This is a genomic window from Micromonospora sp. DT63 (assembly GCF_049841615.1).
GTDB lineage: Bacteria > Actinomycetota > Actinomycetes > Mycobacteriales > Micromonosporaceae > Micromonospora.
Genome location: NZ_JBNCKQ010000005.1, coordinates 114,642 through 129,787, shown reverse-complemented (window position 1 = coordinate 129,787; position 15,146 = coordinate 114,642). Strand labels below are relative to the sequence as shown.

Genomic DNA, 15,146 nt, shown 5'->3' with positions numbered 1-15,146 from the left:
GAGGTCGGCCGCCGGAGAACCCCCTATGAGAGGAACCAACCGCAATGACCCGTGACGAGATCACCACCGGCCTCGCCGAGATCCTCGAAGAGGTTGCCGGGGTGAACCCGGACGACGTGGCCGAGGGGAAGTCCTTCACCGACGACCTCGATGTCGACTCGCTCTCCATGGTGGAGGTCGTCGTGGCCGCCGAGGAGAAGTTCGGCGTCAAGATCCCGGACAACGAGGTGCAGAACCTCAAGACCGTCGGGGACGCCGTCAGCTTCATCGAGGCGCAGTCCTGATCATGAGTCGTCCTGACGTCGTCGTCACCGGGCTCGGCGCGACGACCCCGCTTGGCGGGGACGTCGCGTCGACCTGGGACGCCATGCTCGCCGGCCGCTCCGGGGTGAGTGCCCTCACCCAGGAGTGGGCCGCGCAACTGCCGGTCCGGATCGCCGCCCAGCTGGCCGTGGAGCCGTCCGAGGTGCTGGACCGGGTCCGACTGCGCCGGCTCGACCGCTCCGAGGCGATCGCGATCATCGCGGCGCAGCAGGCCTGGGCGGACGCCGGCCTCGCCGACTCCGGCCTGGACGGGGAGCGGCTGGCCGTCAGCGTCGGCTCCGGCATCGGCGGTGCCACCACCCTGCTCGCCCAGGACGACATCCTGGAGGCGTCCGGGCCGCGGCGGGTCTCCCCGCACACGATCCCGATGCTGATGCCGAACGGTCCGGCCGCCTGGGTCGGGTTGGAGCTGGGCGCCAAGGCCGGCGTGCACACGGTGGCCAGCGCCTGCGCCACCGGCGCCGAGGCGATCGCGCTCGGTCTGGACATCATCCGCGCCGGCCGGGCCGACGTGGTGGTGGCCGGCGGCACCGAGGCGGTCATCCACCCGCTGCCGATCGCCGGTTTCAGCTCGATGCGGGCCATGTCGACCCGCAACGACGACCCGGAGCGCGCCTCCCGCCCGTGGGACCGGGGCCGCGACGGCTTCGTCCTCGGTGAGGGCGCGGGCATCGTGGTGCTGGAGCGTGCCGACCACGCCGCAGCCCGCGGCGCCCGGGTGTACGCGCGCCTCGCCGGCGCCGGCATCACCTCCGACGCGTACGACATCGTGCAGCCGCACGCCGAGGGTGAGGGCGCCATCCGGGCCATCGCCCGGGCGATCGCGGACGCGGACATCGCCAAGCAGGACATCGTGCACGTCAACGCGCACGCCACGTCGACCCCGGTCGGCGACATGCTGGAGATCGGCGCGCTGCACAAGGCGCTCGGCGACCACCCGGTGCTGGCCGCGACGAAGTCGATGACCGGTCACCTGCTCGGTGCGGCCGGTGCGCTGGAGTCGATCGCCACGATCCTGGCCATCCGCGACGGCGTCGTCCCTCCGACGATCAACCTCGACGACCCGGAGCCGGGCCTCAGCCTGGAGGTCGCCGCGCACAAGGCACGCCACATGGAGATCCCCGCCGCGCTGAACAACGCGTTCGGCTTCGGCGGCCACAACGTGGCGCTCGTCTTCGCACGGCCGTAAGACAGCGGCCGTGACACAGCGGCCGAGCTGCGGTTTCACCGAAGGGCCCCCTCGCGAGGGGGCCCTTCGGCACGTTCAGCCCCGGTTGCGGGGATGCTGCCTGGCGGTGCGTTCGTTGCCGTGGCGGTAGTTGCCGGTCCAGCGGGCCATCACCAGCTGCGGGTCGTCGTCGACCTCGGCGAGGAACTCCGCCGCCCGGGTGCCGCGCAGTTTGCCCGCCACCCGGCCGTGATGCGTGATCACCACCGTGCCGTCAGCACGCCTGTCGTACCGGAAGCCCTGTGGAGTTGCCATGCGACGAGGCTGCCAGGTCGACGCCCTCTCCGGCGACGCGATTTCCGGCCCGCGGGCCCGGGGGAATCACGCGCCGCAGGTGGTGGCAGGCAGGCCGGGCACCGCCACCGGGGACCGACCACCCGGGCGGGCCTTACCGGCCAGCACGGCGGCCAGGGCGGTCATCGACGCCCGGCTGGAGGAGTACGTCGCCAGCAGCGTCGGCGAGGTGGCCTTGGCCAGCACGTACGGGGTGTCCATGGCGACGGTGACCGCCGCGTCGGCGCGCAGGTCACTGTCGCCGTCGCCGTAGCCGACGAGATGCACCACGGTCCCGCCGCTCGGCTTCACGGTCACACCGGCCTTGGTCAACGCGGTGGTGAGCGCCGCCCGGGTGCCGTCGCGGCCATTGGAGGAGGTGACGGTCACGGGCCCGTGCACCGCTTTGCCGCAGGCGCCCCGCAGCACGGTGACCGCACCGGCGGCCAGCGCGTCCGCCGCCGCCCGGTGCGCCGGGGTGTTCAGCGTGGACATCGGCTCGGTGGGGGCCGTCGCCAGTCGGAACTTCATGGTCAGCACCCGGGTGACCGCGTCGACCAGCCGGGCCCGGGGCAGCGAACCTCCGCGCAGGGCGGCGAGCAGCCCGTCGTACGCCTGACCGACGTTCGGGGTCATGAGGATCAGGTCGTTGCCGGCGTTCAGCGCCCGGACGGCGGCCTCGCCGGGTGCCCAGCGCTTCGCCGGCGGCATGTTCATCCCGTCGGTGATCACCACGCCCTGGAAGCCGAGCTGGCCTCGCAGCACGTCGGTGAGCAGCTTGTGGGAGAAGGTCGCCGGGGTGCCCGGGTCGATGGCCTGCGCGTCCAGGTGGCCGGACATCACGGCCATCGCGCCGGCCTCGAACCCGGCGGTGAACGGTGGCCACGCGCCGCTCTGCAACGCCGCCGCGGACTGGGTGAGCACCGGCAGGTCCTTGTGCGAGTCGTCAGCGCTGTGGCCGTGCCCCGGGAAGTGCTTCAGGGTGGCCGCGACGCCGCTGGCCTGCAGGCCCCGGACCGCGCCGCCGACCTGGGCGGCGGCCTGCTTGGGGTCGGCCCCGTACGACCGGGAGCCGATCACCGTGCTGCGGGTGGCCAGCACGTCGGCCACCGGGGCGAAGTCGATGTTGATGCCCAGCGCGGCGAGTTCGGCGCCGGCGGCCCGCCAGGCGGCCTCGGTCAGCTTCGGGTCGCCGGCCGCACCGGCGGCGAGCGCGCTGGGCAGGATGGTGACCCCGTCGGTGACCCGGGTGACGACGCCGTACTCCTGGTCGGTGCCGATCAGGAAGGGCGCCGGGCCGGCGGCCAGCCGCCCGGCGGCGCCCCGCAGCCCGGTGGTCAGCTCGTGGACCTGCTTGGGGTTGTCGACGTTGGTGGTCTCCTGGTTGCCCTTGGTCGGGTCGTCGGCGCTGAAGCCGACCAGGATCAGCCCACCGAGCCGGTACTTGGCGATCATGTCGGCGGGGGTGTCGACACCGGCGAGGGCCTGGTTACCGGCGGCGGAGCCGGTCGAGACCTTCGTGGCCGAGTCGCCGTACGCGTACGGCATCAGCACCTGCCCGACCAGGTCCTCGTCGGAGAGCGTCGCGACGAGGGCGGCGGCCCGCGCGGCCGGGTCGTCGGACGGGGTCGCGGCGGGAGCGCTCGGGGCCGCCGAGGCGCCGGTCGGACCGGGCGTCGGGTCGGGCCGGTCCGGGGCGCCGGAGCAGCCGGAGACGAGCAGGGCGGTCAGGGCGGCGACGGCGACACCGGCGTGTCGCGGGCGAATCGGCACCCGCCCATCCCACCAGCTTCCCCCTTATCGGGGCAACTTGACCTTACCGGTCGCAGCGCCAGGGAGCGGCTGGCCAGCGGACGGTGCCGGCGGTCAGCCCACCCGGGTGAGCAACGTCACCGGCGCCCCGTCCCCGGCGTACCGGTAGGGCTCCAGGTCAGCGTCCCAGGCGGTGCCGAGCGCCTTGTCGAGGGCGTGCGACAGCGCCTCCGGGGCCCGCGCGGAGGCCATCAGCGCCCGCAGCCGGTCCTCGCCGAGTTGGATGTCGCCGGCCGCCCCGACAGTGGCCCGGAAGAGGCCACGGGCGGGCACGTACATGAAGCGCTCACCGTCGGCGCCGGGACTCGGCTCCTCGGTGACCTCGAAACGGATCATGGGCCACTGCCGGAGGGCAGCAGCCAGCTCGGCGCCCGTCCCCGGACGGCCGGTCCACCCGCACTCGGCCCGGCGTGCGCCGGGGTCGACGGGCTGAGCCGTCCACTGCAGGTTGACCGGCGCGGCTAGGACGCGCGCGATCGCCCACTCGACGTGCGAGCACACGGCGAGCGGGGTCGAGTGGACGTATACGACGCCACGCGTTGGCACGGTGACCTCCCGGAGAGCGAGGTGCGTCTTCCCCTACGACCTCGTCCACCAGAGTGGCTCGTGCAACACATGATTACCCGTGTGACGGATGGTGCGCCAGAGAATCGGAAAATTCGCCGGCCGGAATAGCCGGACGGGTGGTCTCCGTTGCCTCTCAGGACACCGCGACGACCAGCCTGATGTCGTGGTCCTGTACAGTTCCATCGGCGGCTTGTGCCGCGCACAACTTCGTGGGTCGACCCCGGTGGTGGCCCGCACACAGCCCCCGGACGTTCCAGTCCTCCCGTACGTCTTGCAAGGAGTACCTCCGTGGCGAGCAACACCTCTAAGACCGCGCGCGCGTCCGTCCGGGCCGGCCAGGCTGGCCAGGGTGGCGCCCTCAGCGTGCTGGGCGAGTTCAAGTACCTCATCCCGCTCAACGGCGGCAAGCACGCCTACGTGCGCAACCTGACCAACGGCAAGACCGCGCACCTGCGCACCGACTCCGACGCCTTCGTCGAGGAGATCCGGGTGCTGGCCGCCGCCGGCCACGCCGCCAAGATCCGGGCGGAGATCAACAACCTGGCTGCCGTTCACCCGAACGACGGCTGGGAGGCCACCGAGAAGCGCCTGGTCGCGGCCGGCGTCTTCGAGGGCTGAGCCCTCCCCCACCACAGCACCAGCAAACCGCCCGCCGGGAGTTCCCGGCGGGCGGTTTCGCGTTCGGCACTCAGGTGGGGTCGAGCAGGGCGACCTCGCCGGTGCGCAGGTCGTAGAGGCCACCCACCACCGCCACGCGACCGGCCGCGACCGGGCCGACCAGCAGGTCGTCCGCGCGCAACGCGTGGACCGTACGCCGCACGTGCCGGCGGATCGCCAGGGGATGCACCGCCGGATCATCGAGCCCGACCTCGGTGACCGCCGGAGCGATCTCGTCGACCAGGTGGGCGAGCGAACCGCCGGGCCGCTCCCCCGAGCGCAGCGCGTCCACCGTCGCTCCCACCGCCCCGCACCGCTCGTGCCCGAGCACCAGCACCAACGGCACGCCGAGCTGACCCACCACGTACTCGATGGAGCCGCGCACCGCACGGTCGAGCACGTGCCCACCGGTACGGATCACGCAGATCGCGCCGAAGGTCTGGTCGAAGATCGCCTCCAGCGGCACCCGCGAGTCGATGCAGCCGAGCACCACCGCGTACGGCTGCTGGTCCCCGGAGGCGGCCGCCGCGGCGGTGACGTCGTGGCCGTGCACGGGTTGGCCGCTGATGAACCGCCGGTTGCCGGCGAGCAGCTCGGCCAGCGCGGCGCGGGGCGTACCGCCGGCCTGCCGCCCCTGTCCCGCCACCTCCATGCCGTTCAGCTTGGCCCGCGGGCCGCGGCCACGGGCGGGGTCGGGAATGTTCGCCGGGCGCGATTGGCGGGGTGTTCCGGCGGGTAGCCGGTGTTACCGCCGGGTAATCCGGTGCTGGTGATGCCGGGGCGGCCCGGGGAGGTGGCGATGCCGGAGCGGTTCGAGGTCGGTATGCCCGACGGCGTACGGCTGCACGTGGAGGTCACGGGGCCCGCGGACGCCCCGGTCACTGCCGTCCTGCTGCACGGCTGGACGCTGGACGGGCGCAGCTGGCACCGGCAGGTGGACGCGCTCACCACCTCGTCCGGCGACGCGGTGCGGGTGGTCGCCTACGACGCGCGCGGCCACGGCCGGTCCAGCTGCATGGCGCTGCCCACCGCCACCCTGGCCCAGCTCGGCGACGATCTGGCGGCCGTTCTCGACGCGGTCGCGCCCAGCGGTCAGGTGATCCTGGTCGGGCACTCGATGGGCGGAATGACGATCATGGAGTACGCGCACCGCCACCCCGACCATTTCGCCGCCCGTACGGCCGGCCTGGTCTTCGTCTCCACCACCGCCGAGGGGCACACGCACACCGTCTACGGGCTCTCGCCGCGCATCGCCCGGCTGATCCGGCTCGCCGAGACGACGGGCGCCGGTGTCCTGGCCCGGTGCGGCTCGTGGCGCGCGCCCCGGGCGCTGCTGAACGCGCTGCAACCGAGCATCCGGTGGATGCTCTTCGGCGACCGCTGCGATCCCTCCGACATCCGGCTGGTGACCTCAGCGGTGGCCCGCGCCTCGCTGCGCTCGATCGGCGGCTTCCGCGCCTCGATCGGCGCCCAGCACCGGCTGGACACCCTCACCGCGCTGGCCCACCTGCCGGCCGCCGCCCTGGTCGGCGACCGGGACCGGCTGACCCCACCGCCGTGCGCCGAGTCGATCGCCGCCGCACTGCCGGCCACCGAGCTGACCGTCTGTCCGGGCGCCGGACACATGCTGATGATGGAACGCCCGGACGAGGTGAACGCCGCGCTGACCGGCGTACTGCATCGGGTGCTCGCCGCACCGGCGCGCGACGGGCTCGACGCGAGCGCGACCGGGACGCGTCGCTGAGCACGTTCGCGCACCTCGGGCGCGAAGCGCCGGGCCCGGGGCCGTACCCTTCTGCGGTTGGCCCGCGCGGTTCGCGCCGCTTGCCGGCGACATCGAAGGAGCGTGCGTTGACCGACCAGACCGCCCTGGAGCAGGAGATCGCCGTCGAGCAACGGCATCTCGACCGGGTGTACGCCCGACTGGCCGAGCTGCGCCAGTCCGCGGTTCGGGCCGAACGCGACGGCTACCGGATGGCGCGGGTCGGCACGTTCGGCGCGCTCGTCGAGCGCGACGCGATGGTCTTTCACGCCGCGCAGCGGCGGCACACTCTCGACGCCGAGCACGAGGGGCTGGTCTTCGGCCGCCTGGACCTGCGCGAGGGGCAGGTGCTGCACGTCGGGCGGCTCGGCATCCGCGACGAGGACGCCACGACGCTTGTCGTCGACTGGCGCGCGCCGGCCGCCTCCGCGTTCTACCAGGCCACCCCCGCGCAGCCGCTGGGCGTGGTGCGTCGCCGCACGATCGGGTCCCGCGCCGAGCGGGTGACCCGGATCGAGGACGACCTGCTGGACCCCACCGCCGCGCCGGAGGGGATGACAGTGGTCGGCGACGGCGCGTTGCTGGCCACCCTGTCCCGGGCCACCGGTCGGGGCATGCGCGACATCGTGGCGACTATCCAGCGGGAGCAGGACGAGGCGATCCGGTCGCCCGGCTCCGGGGTGACGATCGTCGCGGGCGGCCCGGGCACCGGCAAGACGGCTGTCGCCCTGCACCGGGCGGCCTTCCTGCTCTACTCCGACCGCAGCCGGTACGCCGGCGGGGGAATCCTGGTGGTCGGGCCGTCCACAGTCTTCGTCGAGTACATCGCCTCGGTGCTGCCCTCGCTCGGCGAGGACACGGCCACCCTGCACTCGCTGGGCACCCTCTTTCCCGGGATGACCGCCACCCGCACCGACCCGCCCGAGGTGGCGGCGGTGAAGGGCTCACTGCGGATGCGCCGGGTGCTGGAGCGCGCCGCCCGCGACGCGGTGCCGGGCGGCCCGGGTGAGCTGCGGCTGCTCTACCGGGGCACGCTGCTGCGGCTGGACCGGGCCGAGCTGGACCGGATCCGGGACCGCGCGCTGCACCGTGGCGCCCGGCGCAACGAGGCACGCCGGGCCGGCTTCGACGGTGTGTTCGCCGCGCTCTGGGCGCAGGCCCGCGCGGTGGGCATCACCCGGCTGCCGGAGCAGCGGGCCTTCGAGGGCGAGATCGCCGAGCGGCCGGAGTTCCGGGAGTTCCTCAAGGCGTGGTGGCCGCGCCTGCACCCCCGGCACGTGCTCGGCTGGCTGGCTCGCCCGGACCGGCTGCGTCGGTACGCCGGCGGGATCCTCTCCGGCGCGGAGATCAGGCTGCTCACCACCGCGTACCAGAGCCTGGAGACCGCGGGTCTGACCATCGCGGACGTGGCGCTGCTGGACGAGTTGGACGCGCTGCTCGGCAAGCCCATGCAGCCGGCGCGAGCCCGGCGCGATCCGTTCCAGCTCGCTGGGGGCGTACGCGAGCTGAGCACCGCCAGCGACCGGCAGCGGGCCGCCCGCGCGGCGGCCCGGGAGCGTCCCGAGGACTACCGGGAGTACGCGCACGTGGTGGTGGACGAGGCGCAGGACGTCTCGCCGATGCAGTGGCGGATGGTCGGGCGGCGGGGCCGTCTGGCCTCCTGGACCGTCGTGGGCGACCCGGCGCAGACCGCGTGGACGGGTGATCCCGAGGAGCTGACCCGCGCCCGGGACCAGGCGCTGGGCCGGCGCAAGCGGCACGATTTCACGCTCACCACCAACTACCGCAACTCGGCGGAGATCTTCGCGGTGGCGGCGGCGGAGATCCGCCGGCTCTACCCGGACCTGTCGCTGCCGACCGCCGTCCGCTCCACCGGGGTCGACCCGGTCGAGCTGGTGGTGCCGCCGGCCGGCTTGGAGACCGCGGTCGTGGAGGCGGCCTCCGGCCTGCTGGCCGAGGTGGACGGCACGGTCGGGGTGATCACGCCGGTCACCCGTCGCGACGAGGTCGCCGGTTGGCTCGGCTCACTCGGCGCGGCGCGGCTGCAGGTGGTGACCAGCCTGGAGGCGAAGGGCATGGAGTACGACGCTGTGGTGCTGGTCGCCCCGAGCGAGATCCGGGCCGATCCGGGCTCCGGCGTACGCACGCTCTACGTGGCGCTCTCGCGGGCCACTCAGCGGCTCACCACCATCGACCCGACCGGCTGACCTGCGGGTTGCGGGGTCGGCGGGTGGACCCTCCCCGTACAGTTGCATACATAGCGATGTGAGCATACATTTGACCGGGTCCCGGGTGGCGAAGGAGGGTGGATCTCGTGGGAGCAGGTCATGACCACCACCACGGGTCGGTCGCCAACGCCGCCCACCAGCACCGGGGCCGACTCTGGGCCGCGTTCGGGCTGCTCGCCACCCTGATGGTGGTCGAGGGCGTGACCGCCTTCCACACCGGCTCGCTCGCCCTGCTCTCCGACGCCGGGCACATGTTCACCGACGTGCTGGGCATCGGGATGGCGCTCGCCGCGATCACCGCCACCCGGCGGGCCACCGGCGACCCGCAGCGCACCTTCGGGCTCTACCGCCTCGAGGTGCTCGCCGCCCTGGCCAACGCCGTCCTGCTCTCCGGCGTGGCGGTCTACGTGCTGATCGAGGCGATCGGGCGGTTCGGCGACCCCCACGAGGTGCTGACCGGCCCGATGCTCGCGGTGGCCGTCCTCGGCCTGCTCGCCAACGTGGTCGCGTTCGCGCTGCTGCGCGCCGGCGCCCGGGAGAGCATCAACCTCCAGGGCGCCTACCTGGAGGTGCTCGGCGATCTGCTCGGCTCGCTCGGCGTGATCGGCGCGGCGCTGCTCATCGCGGTCACCGAGTGGTGGTGGGCCGACCCGTTGGTAGCGGTCGCCATCGGCGTGTTCATCCTGCCGCGCACCTGGCGGCTGGGCCGCGCCGCCGTCCGCATCCTGGTGCAGGCCGCCCCGGAACACCTCCAGGTCACCGCAGTGCACGACCGACTGGCCGCGGTGCCCGGCGTCGTCGAGGTGCACGACCTGCACGTCTGGACGCTCACCTCGGGCATGGAGGTGGCCTCCGCACACCTGATCATGGCGCCCGGCGGGGAGGTCGGCGCGGTGCTCACCGCGGCGCGCAGCGCCCTGCGGGAGGACTTCCGCATCGAGCACGCCACGCTCCAGATCGAGCCCGGCGCCGCCCCGGACGCCTGCGGTTCGATCGAGTGGTGATCCCTTACCTGACGAAATGACCGTTCAGCAGTCATTTTGGGTGGTGGCGCGGACACCTTCCGTCACATCGACTGCACACGCCCCACCTGCACCGGTAGGCTCGTCCCCGGCCACCACCCGGCGGCGCCCTCCCGGCGCCGGTGGCGGCCGCCGCCTAATCACCCGAGAGGGTGAACCGGGGAACCATGTTCCTGGGGTGCATCCGCGTCAGCGGTAGGGATCTTCCGTCCCGAACCCGTCAGCTAACCCGGTCGGCGGCTGACGGAAGGACATGCGTAGTGGCACCAGCACGACCACCCGCCGCCCGACTCGCGGCACTGATCGTCATGATGGTCACCCTCGGCGTCGCCCTCCCGGTGGGCGCCGCCACCGCCGCTCCCCCCGGCGGCCTGCGGGCCGCCGCGGCACCCGACGGCGACGAGGAGGGCGGCACCCCCGCGCTGCGGGCCCAACTGGAGGCCGCCAGCAAGGGCTACCTGGACGCGAAGCGCGCCCTGGACACCTCCGTCCAGCGACAGCAGCAACTCGCGGCAAAGCTGAAGACCACCGAGGCCGAGATGACCGTGCGCAACGGCAAGGTCGGCGAGATCGCCGGCGTGGCCTACCGCACCGGCCGGCTCAGCACCGTCTCGGCGCTGCTCAACACCAACACCCCCGAGGGCTTCATGGACCGGGCGGCCGCGCTGGACGTGGTGGCCGCCAACGAGGACCGGGTGCTGCGCGACCTGCACGCCACCCGGGACGAGGCCAACCGCACCCGCACCGCCCTGGACGGCGAGATCCGCGAGCAGCGCAAGCAGGTCGAGGTGATGGCCAAGCGCAAGGAGCAGGCCGAACGGGCCCTGACGGTGGCCACCAGCAAGCCGCGCACCACCGCCGCCGACACCAGCTCCAACCGGGGCACCTCCACCGCCAACGCCCAGCCCGCGCCGCGCAACTCCGACGGCTCCTGGCCGTCCGAGTCGTGCAGCATCAACGACCCCACCCCGGCCAGCGGCTGCATCACCCCCCGCACCCTGCACGCCCTCAACCAGGCGAAGGCCGCCGGCTTCACCCGGTACGTCTCCTGTCACCGCTCGGGCGGCTCGGGCGAACACCCGAAGGGTCGGGCCTGTGACTTCGCCGCGCAGAAGGGCGGCTTCGGCGGGGACGCCACCGGCGGCGACAAGACGTACGGCAGCAACTTGGCCGCCTACTTCATCCGCAACTCCGACCGGCTCGCCGTGCTCTACGTGATCTGGTACAGGCAGATCTGGCTGCCCAGCAGCGGGTGGAAGTCGTACAGCGGGGGGAACGGCGACCCCTCCAGCGACCACACCAACCACGTACACCTGTCGGTGTACTGACCCTGTCGGTGGCCGGCGCACCGTCGAGCGGGTGCGCCGGCCCCGGGTACGTCAGCGGACGTACCCCGGACGTCGCCGGCGGTCGGACGACCCGGCCGGGCCGGGCCGGCAGCATTCGGGTATGCCGCGAATACCGCCCGCCACCCGCAAGGCGCTGCTCACCCTGCACCTCATCACCTCGCTCGGTTGGCTCGGAGCCGACCTGGTGCTGCTCACCCTCGGCATCGCGGCACAGCGCGGCGCCGACCCGGCAGTGGTCTACCCGGTCGCCGGGCTCGTCGGCACGGTGCTGTTCGCGCCGCTGAGCGTGCTCGTCTGGCTCGTCGGCGTCGCCAGCGCGCTGCTCACCCCGTGGGGCCTGGTGCGCTACCGGTGGGTGCTGGTCAAGCTGGTGATCACCACGGTGATGGTCGGGCTGGTGCTGTTCCTGCTCACCCCGAACCTGCGGCACGCGAGCGCGCTGGGCGCCGCCCTGCCCGCCCGGGACCGCGCCGACCTGGTGATCGCGCCCGCGGTGTCGACCAGCCTCATGATCATCGCGACAGTGCTCTCCACGTACAAGCCCTGGGGACGCCGACCCGCGCGACCTCGCCGCCCCGGGACCGCACGAGCCGCGACGCAGGCTCCTCGCGCCGCCAGCACCGGGCATGATCGCGCGATGACGGGGTGACCAACGCCGTCACCATCGCGATGACGCCGGGGACGGGCGAGGTACGAGCCTGATCACGACGGCCGCGCGCCGGGTGCCAAGGGGGTGCGCACGTCCTTTGCTCTGCTTCAGCGGAGGCAACACGGATGGCCCTCGCCTGTCGACTCCGCTGAAGCAGAGCAAAGGACCACGCTCACGCATCCGGTCGCCGGGTCGGGCCAGGCCGGGTCGAGCCGGGTTGCGCCAGGCCAGGCCGCGTTGCGCCAGTCCGGGCCGCGTCATGCCAGGCCAGGCCGGGCCACGTCACGCCAGGCCACGTCACGCCAGGCCGGGCCACGTCACGCCAGGCCGGGCCACATCACGCCAGGCCGGGCCGGGCCGCGCCAGGCCGGGCCGGGCCGCGCCAGGCCGGGCCGCCTTGCGTTGCGCCGAACCGGACGGTCCCGGCTGCGCTGGCGTCGCGGCTATCAGGCGGCCTCGACGGGTCGCGGGCTCAGGGCGCGGGGCGGTCGAGGGCCGCGCCGAGGCGGGTGGCCAGGGCGAGGTGGGCGGCGCGGGCCTGGCCGAAGGCGTACCGGAACAGGGGTGTCGGCGCGCGCAGGGTGATGTCGACGTCGATCCGGACCAGCCCGTCCGGCTCGGCGCGCAGCCGCGTGTGGTTGCGGACGGTGGTGGCCGGCCACTGGCGGGCCACCGTGACGATCTCGTCCGGCTCGCAGATCAGCACATCCGCCTGGTAGGTGGTGCGAAAGCGCAACGGCCCCACCGCCAGCCTGTCGTTGATCGTGTAGCTGGCCTGCGCGCCCGGACGGGGCCGCACCCGGCGGACCCGGACGATCAGGGGGTGCAGGTCGCCCTGGCGGGTCAGGTCGCTCAACAACGCCGCAGCCTCGGCGAGTGAGCAGCGGGCCTGGACGGTGTAGCTGAAGCTGTCGCTGCTGAGCACACCGTCTCCCGACGTCGCTGGTCGCACGATCGTCCCGTACCCGGCGCACGCTGGCAACGCCCGGACGGACACCGTGCGTTGTCCCGGTATTCGCGCAGCGTTCCGATTACGGTCGGCTGATAGGAAATCACCGGTTGCGACGAAGGGTGGACGCATGTTCGGTGACGACCGGTGAGCGGGCACGTGATGGTCTTCGCGCCCACCCCACAGCTGACGGTGACCGTGGACCAGCCGAACGACCAGCCCGAACTGCACCTGCACCCCGGCGGCCAGGGCGTCTGGCAGGCCCGCATGGTGCTGTCGCTCGGGGTCCACGTGGTGCTCTGCGCCGCGCTCGGTGGCGAGATCGGTCAGGTGCTGGAGCCGCTGCTGGTCAGCGAGGGGGTGGACCTGAAGGTGGTGGTGCGCGACTCCGGCAGCGGCGGGTACGTGCACGACCGGCGGGGCGGATCCCGACAGGAGGTCGTGGACGTCCCCGGGGACCGACTGAGCCGCCACGAGCTGGACGAGTTGTACAACCTGGCACTCGGCGAGGGACTGCGCGCCGACGTGAGCGTCCTCAGTGGTCCGAACGCGCCGTGGCTCGTCCCGGCCGACCTGTACCGCCGCTTCGCCGCCGACCTCGGCGCCAACGGCAGCCGCGTGGTGGTCGACCTGTCGGGCGATCACCTGGGCGCCGTACTGGACAGCGGCGTGTTCTTTCTCAAGGTGAGTCACGAGGAGCTGATCCGGGACGGTCGCGCCCGCAGTGCAGATGGCCCCGAGCTGACCCGAGCGATGTACGACCTGCACGCCGCCGGCGCCGAGACGGTGGTGGTGAGCCGAGCCGACCAGCCGGCGCTGGCGCTCATCGACGGGGAACTCTTCGAGGTGCGGATGCCCCGGCTGGAGGCCGCCGATCCGCGTGGTGCGGGCGACTCGATGACCGCCGGGGTGGCGGCCGTGATCGCCAGTGGTGGCGACATCCGGACCGCCATCCGCACCGGCGCCGCGGCCGGAGCGCTGAACGTGACCCGGCACGGGCTGGGCACCGGACGGCTGGACTCGATCACCGGACTGGTGGAGCGGGTCCAACTGGTCCCGGCGGACAGCCGACAGCAGGAGCGGACCACCCCCGACGAACTGGCCGACCGGGTGGTCGAGCGATGACGCTGCGGGTGCTCGTCACCAACGACGACGGGATCGCCGCGCCGGGCATCCGGGCGTTGGCGCTGGCCGCCGCCCAGCGGGGCCTGGACGTGGTGGTCGCGGCGCCGCGGGAGGAAGCCAGTGGCGCCAGCGCCGCGATGAGCGCTGTGGAACGGGACGGACGCGTGGTGGTGCACGACCATCCGCTGCCCGACCTGGCGGGTGTGCCGGCGTACGGGGTCGCCGGCTCGCCCGGCTTCATCACGCTGATCGCGCTGCACGGCGCGTTCGGCCCGCCGCCGACGGTCGTGCTGTCGGGCATCAACCGGGGCGCCAACGCCGGCCGCGCCGTGCTGCACTCCGGCACGGTGGGCGCCGCCTTCACCGCCGCCTCGAACGGGTGCCGGGCGATGGCCGTCTCACTGGACGTGCTCTCCGCGGGCGAGGCGACGGCCGGCAGCGGCGGGGCCGCGGTGGACGCCGCAGCCCGGGTACGCGACGCCGAACGGCACTGGGACACCGCCGCGCGGGTCGCCCTGGACCTGCTCCCCCGGTTGACCGCCGCGCCGCCGGAGAGCGTGCTCAACGTCAACGCACCCGACCTGCCGCACGGACAGTTGCGCGGGGTACGTCGCGGCTCCCTGGCCAGCTTCGGTCAGGTGCAGATGACGGTGGCCGAGTCGGGGCACGGCTTCGTGCGTACTGCGCTGGAGGAGCCCGGCCAGGCCGCGCAGCCCGGGACGGACCTGGCGTTGCTGGCCGCCGGGTACGCGTCGGTGACGGCCATCCGGGCGGTCACCGAGGTGACCGACGTGGACCTGATCGGTCTGGACGAGCAACCCTGACGGCCGGCGCTCAGGCGCCCGGAAGCACCTCGGGGGTGGCGGCCCCGGCGAAGTAGGGCTCCGGTGCGCCGAAGAGACCGAGCAGACCGGTCACCCAGAGTTGACGGTGCACGAACCGGCTGGGCTCGGTGACCACCAGCTTGACGCCGCTGACCTCGGCGGTCTGGAAGCCGGCGACCATGGCGCTGATGCCGACCGAGTCGATGAAGGTGACCAGCCTCATGTTCAGCTCGATGCGGAGCGGGCGGCTCTTGGCCAGCACCTCCGCAATCGCTTCACGCACCTCGTACGCTGTGTCGACGTCGATCTCGCCCCGGGGGGCGATCTCCACGACACCACCGGACAGGACCGACTTCACGATCGACAGGCTCACGCGA

Annotated in this window: 16 protein-coding genes and 1 riboswitch; of the genes, 10 read left to right on the top strand and 6 right to left on the bottom strand. The window is 73.3% G+C overall.

What is annotated here, in order from left to right:
• Positions 1–44 precede the first annotated feature (44 nt).
• A complete protein-coding gene (locus ACLQ27_RS19665; protein WP_007463517.1) occupies positions 45–284 on the top strand; it encodes an acyl carrier protein in 240 nt (79 codons plus the stop codon).
• Between the two features lie 2 nt (positions 285–286).
• The gene (gene fabF / locus ACLQ27_RS19660) at positions 287–1,513 is read left to right on the top strand and encodes a beta-ketoacyl-ACP synthase II (RefSeq protein WP_234589208.1); all 1,227 of its coding nucleotides are present in this window, start codon (positions 287–289) and stop codon (positions 1,511–1,513) included.
• 75 nt (positions 1,514–1,588) lie between these two features.
• Here fabF and ACLQ27_RS19655 read toward each other — a convergent pair whose 3' ends face one another.
• From ACLQ27_RS19655 to ACLQ27_RS19645, 3 genes are all read right to left on the bottom strand, one after another.
• A complete protein-coding gene (locus ACLQ27_RS19655; RefSeq protein WP_234589209.1) occupies positions 1,589–1,807 on the bottom strand; it encodes a hypothetical protein in 219 nt (72 codons plus the stop codon).
• 66 nt (positions 1,808–1,873) lie between these two features.
• Entirely contained in the window at positions 1,874–3,598 is a 1,725-nt protein-coding gene (locus ACLQ27_RS19650) for a glycoside hydrolase family 3 protein (RefSeq protein WP_357575122.1), read from the bottom strand.
• Positions 3,599–3,691: 93 nt separating this feature from the next.
• Complete coding sequence (locus ACLQ27_RS19645) at positions 3,692–4,183, bottom strand: DUF3145 domain-containing protein (RefSeq protein ID WP_007463525.1); 492 nt, start codon at positions 4,181–4,183, stop codon at positions 3,692–3,694.
• Between the two features lie 309 nt (positions 4,184–4,492).
• Here ACLQ27_RS19645 and ACLQ27_RS19640 point away from each other — a divergent pair, with 309 nt between their 5' ends.
• Positions 4,493–4,822 carry a hypothetical protein gene (locus ACLQ27_RS19640; RefSeq protein ID WP_007463527.1) on the top strand — a complete coding sequence of 110 codons (330 nt, stop codon included), beginning with the start codon at positions 4,493–4,495 and terminating at the stop codon, positions 4,820–4,822.
• 70 nt (positions 4,823–4,892) lie between these two features.
• On the opposite strand, the gene ACLQ27_RS19635 is transcribed toward ACLQ27_RS19640, so the two are convergent.
• The gene (locus ACLQ27_RS19635) at positions 4,893–5,513 is read right to left on the bottom strand and encodes a carbonic anhydrase (protein WP_357496477.1); all 621 of its coding nucleotides are present in this window, start codon (positions 5,511–5,513) and stop codon (positions 4,893–4,895) included.
• A 147-nt stretch (positions 5,514–5,660) separates the two neighbouring features.
• On the opposite strand from ACLQ27_RS19635, the gene ACLQ27_RS19630 reads away from it, so the two are divergent.
• The 5 genes from ACLQ27_RS19630 to ACLQ27_RS19610 all read left to right on the top strand — a co-directional run bounded on the left by ACLQ27_RS19630 (position 5,661) and on the right by ACLQ27_RS19610 (position 11,871).
• A complete protein-coding gene (locus ACLQ27_RS19630; protein WP_357496474.1) occupies positions 5,661–6,605 on the top strand; it encodes an alpha/beta fold hydrolase in 945 nt (314 codons plus the stop codon).
• Positions 6,606–6,712: 107 nt separating this feature from the next.
• A complete protein-coding gene (locus ACLQ27_RS19625; protein WP_357496472.1) occupies positions 6,713–8,830 on the top strand; it encodes a HelD family protein in 2,118 nt (705 codons plus the stop codon).
• 107 nt (positions 8,831–8,937) lie between these two features.
• On the top strand, positions 8,938–9,855 hold the full coding sequence (locus ACLQ27_RS19620; protein ID WP_234589214.1) for a cation diffusion facilitator family transporter: 918 nt from the start codon (positions 8,938–8,940) through the stop codon (positions 9,853–9,855).
• Positions 9,856–9,996: 141 nt separating this feature from the next.
• Positions 9,997–10,128, top strand: a riboswitch (cyclic di-AMP (ydaO/yuaA leader).
• A 5-nt stretch (positions 10,129–10,133) separates the two neighbouring features.
• On the top strand, positions 10,134–11,201 hold the full coding sequence (locus tag ACLQ27_RS19615) for a coiled-coil domain-containing protein (RefSeq protein WP_425868007.1): 1,068 nt from the start codon (positions 10,134–10,136) through the stop codon (positions 11,199–11,201).
• Between the two features lie 121 nt (positions 11,202–11,322).
• Positions 11,323–11,871, top strand: coding sequence for a hypothetical protein (locus ACLQ27_RS19610; RefSeq protein ID WP_357496470.1), 549 nt, complete (start codon positions 11,323–11,325; stop codon positions 11,869–11,871).
• Positions 11,872–12,343: 472 nt separating this feature from the next.
• On the opposite strand, the gene ACLQ27_RS19605 is transcribed toward ACLQ27_RS19610, so the two are convergent.
• Positions 12,344–12,796: an SRPBCC family protein gene (locus ACLQ27_RS19605; RefSeq protein WP_234589216.1), complete on the bottom strand. Its 453-nt coding sequence runs from the start codon at positions 12,794–12,796 to the stop codon at positions 12,344–12,346.
• Positions 12,797–12,967: 171 nt separating this feature from the next.
• On the opposite strand from ACLQ27_RS19605, the gene ACLQ27_RS19600 reads away from it, so the two are divergent.
• Together ACLQ27_RS19600 and surE are read left to right on the top strand one after the other, a co-directional pair.
• Complete coding sequence (locus ACLQ27_RS19600) at positions 12,968–13,945, top strand: 1-phosphofructokinase family hexose kinase (RefSeq protein ID WP_357496467.1); 978 nt, start codon at positions 12,968–12,970, stop codon at positions 13,943–13,945.
• Positions 13,942–14,769 (top strand): 5'/3'-nucleotidase SurE, encoded by an 828-nt coding sequence (surE, locus tag ACLQ27_RS19595; protein WP_357575120.1) that lies wholly within the window; start codon positions 13,942–13,944, stop codon positions 14,767–14,769. The genes ACLQ27_RS19600 and surE overlap by 4 nt, the downstream gene beginning before the upstream one ends.
• Before the next feature lie 10 nt (positions 14,770–14,779).
• Here surE and ACLQ27_RS19590 read toward each other — a convergent pair whose 3' ends face one another.
• The gene (locus tag ACLQ27_RS19590) at positions 14,780–15,142 is read right to left on the bottom strand and encodes an STAS domain-containing protein (protein WP_007463546.1); all 363 of its coding nucleotides are present in this window, start codon (positions 15,140–15,142) and stop codon (positions 14,780–14,782) included.
• Between the last annotated feature and the right edge of the window lie 4 nt (positions 15,143–15,146).

Excerpts from the sequence above, each read along its gene's own strand:
- ACLQ27_RS19665 (WP_007463517.1), top strand. The coding sequence starts at position 45 with ATGACCCGTGACGAGATCACCACCGGCCTCGCCGAGATCCTCGAAGAG.
- fabF (WP_234589208.1), top strand. The coding sequence starts at position 287 with ATGAGTCGTCCTGACGTCGTCGTCACCGGGCTCGGCGCGACGACCCCG.
- ACLQ27_RS19655 (WP_234589209.1), bottom strand. The coding sequence starts at position 1,807 with ATGGCAACTCCACAGGGCTTCCGGTACGACAGGCGTGCTGACGGCACG.
- ACLQ27_RS19635 (WP_357496477.1), bottom strand. The coding sequence starts at position 5,513 with ATGGAGGTGGCGGGACAGGGGCGGCAGGCCGGCGGTACGCCCCGCGCC.
- ACLQ27_RS19630 (WP_357496474.1), top strand. The coding sequence starts at position 5,661 with ATGCCGGAGCGGTTCGAGGTCGGTATGCCCGACGGCGTACGGCTGCAC.
- ACLQ27_RS19610 (WP_357496470.1), top strand. The coding sequence starts at position 11,323 with ATGCCGCGAATACCGCCCGCCACCCGCAAGGCGCTGCTCACCCTGCAC.
- surE (WP_357575120.1), top strand. The coding sequence starts at position 13,942 with ATGACGCTGCGGGTGCTCGTCACCAACGACGACGGGATCGCCGCGCCG.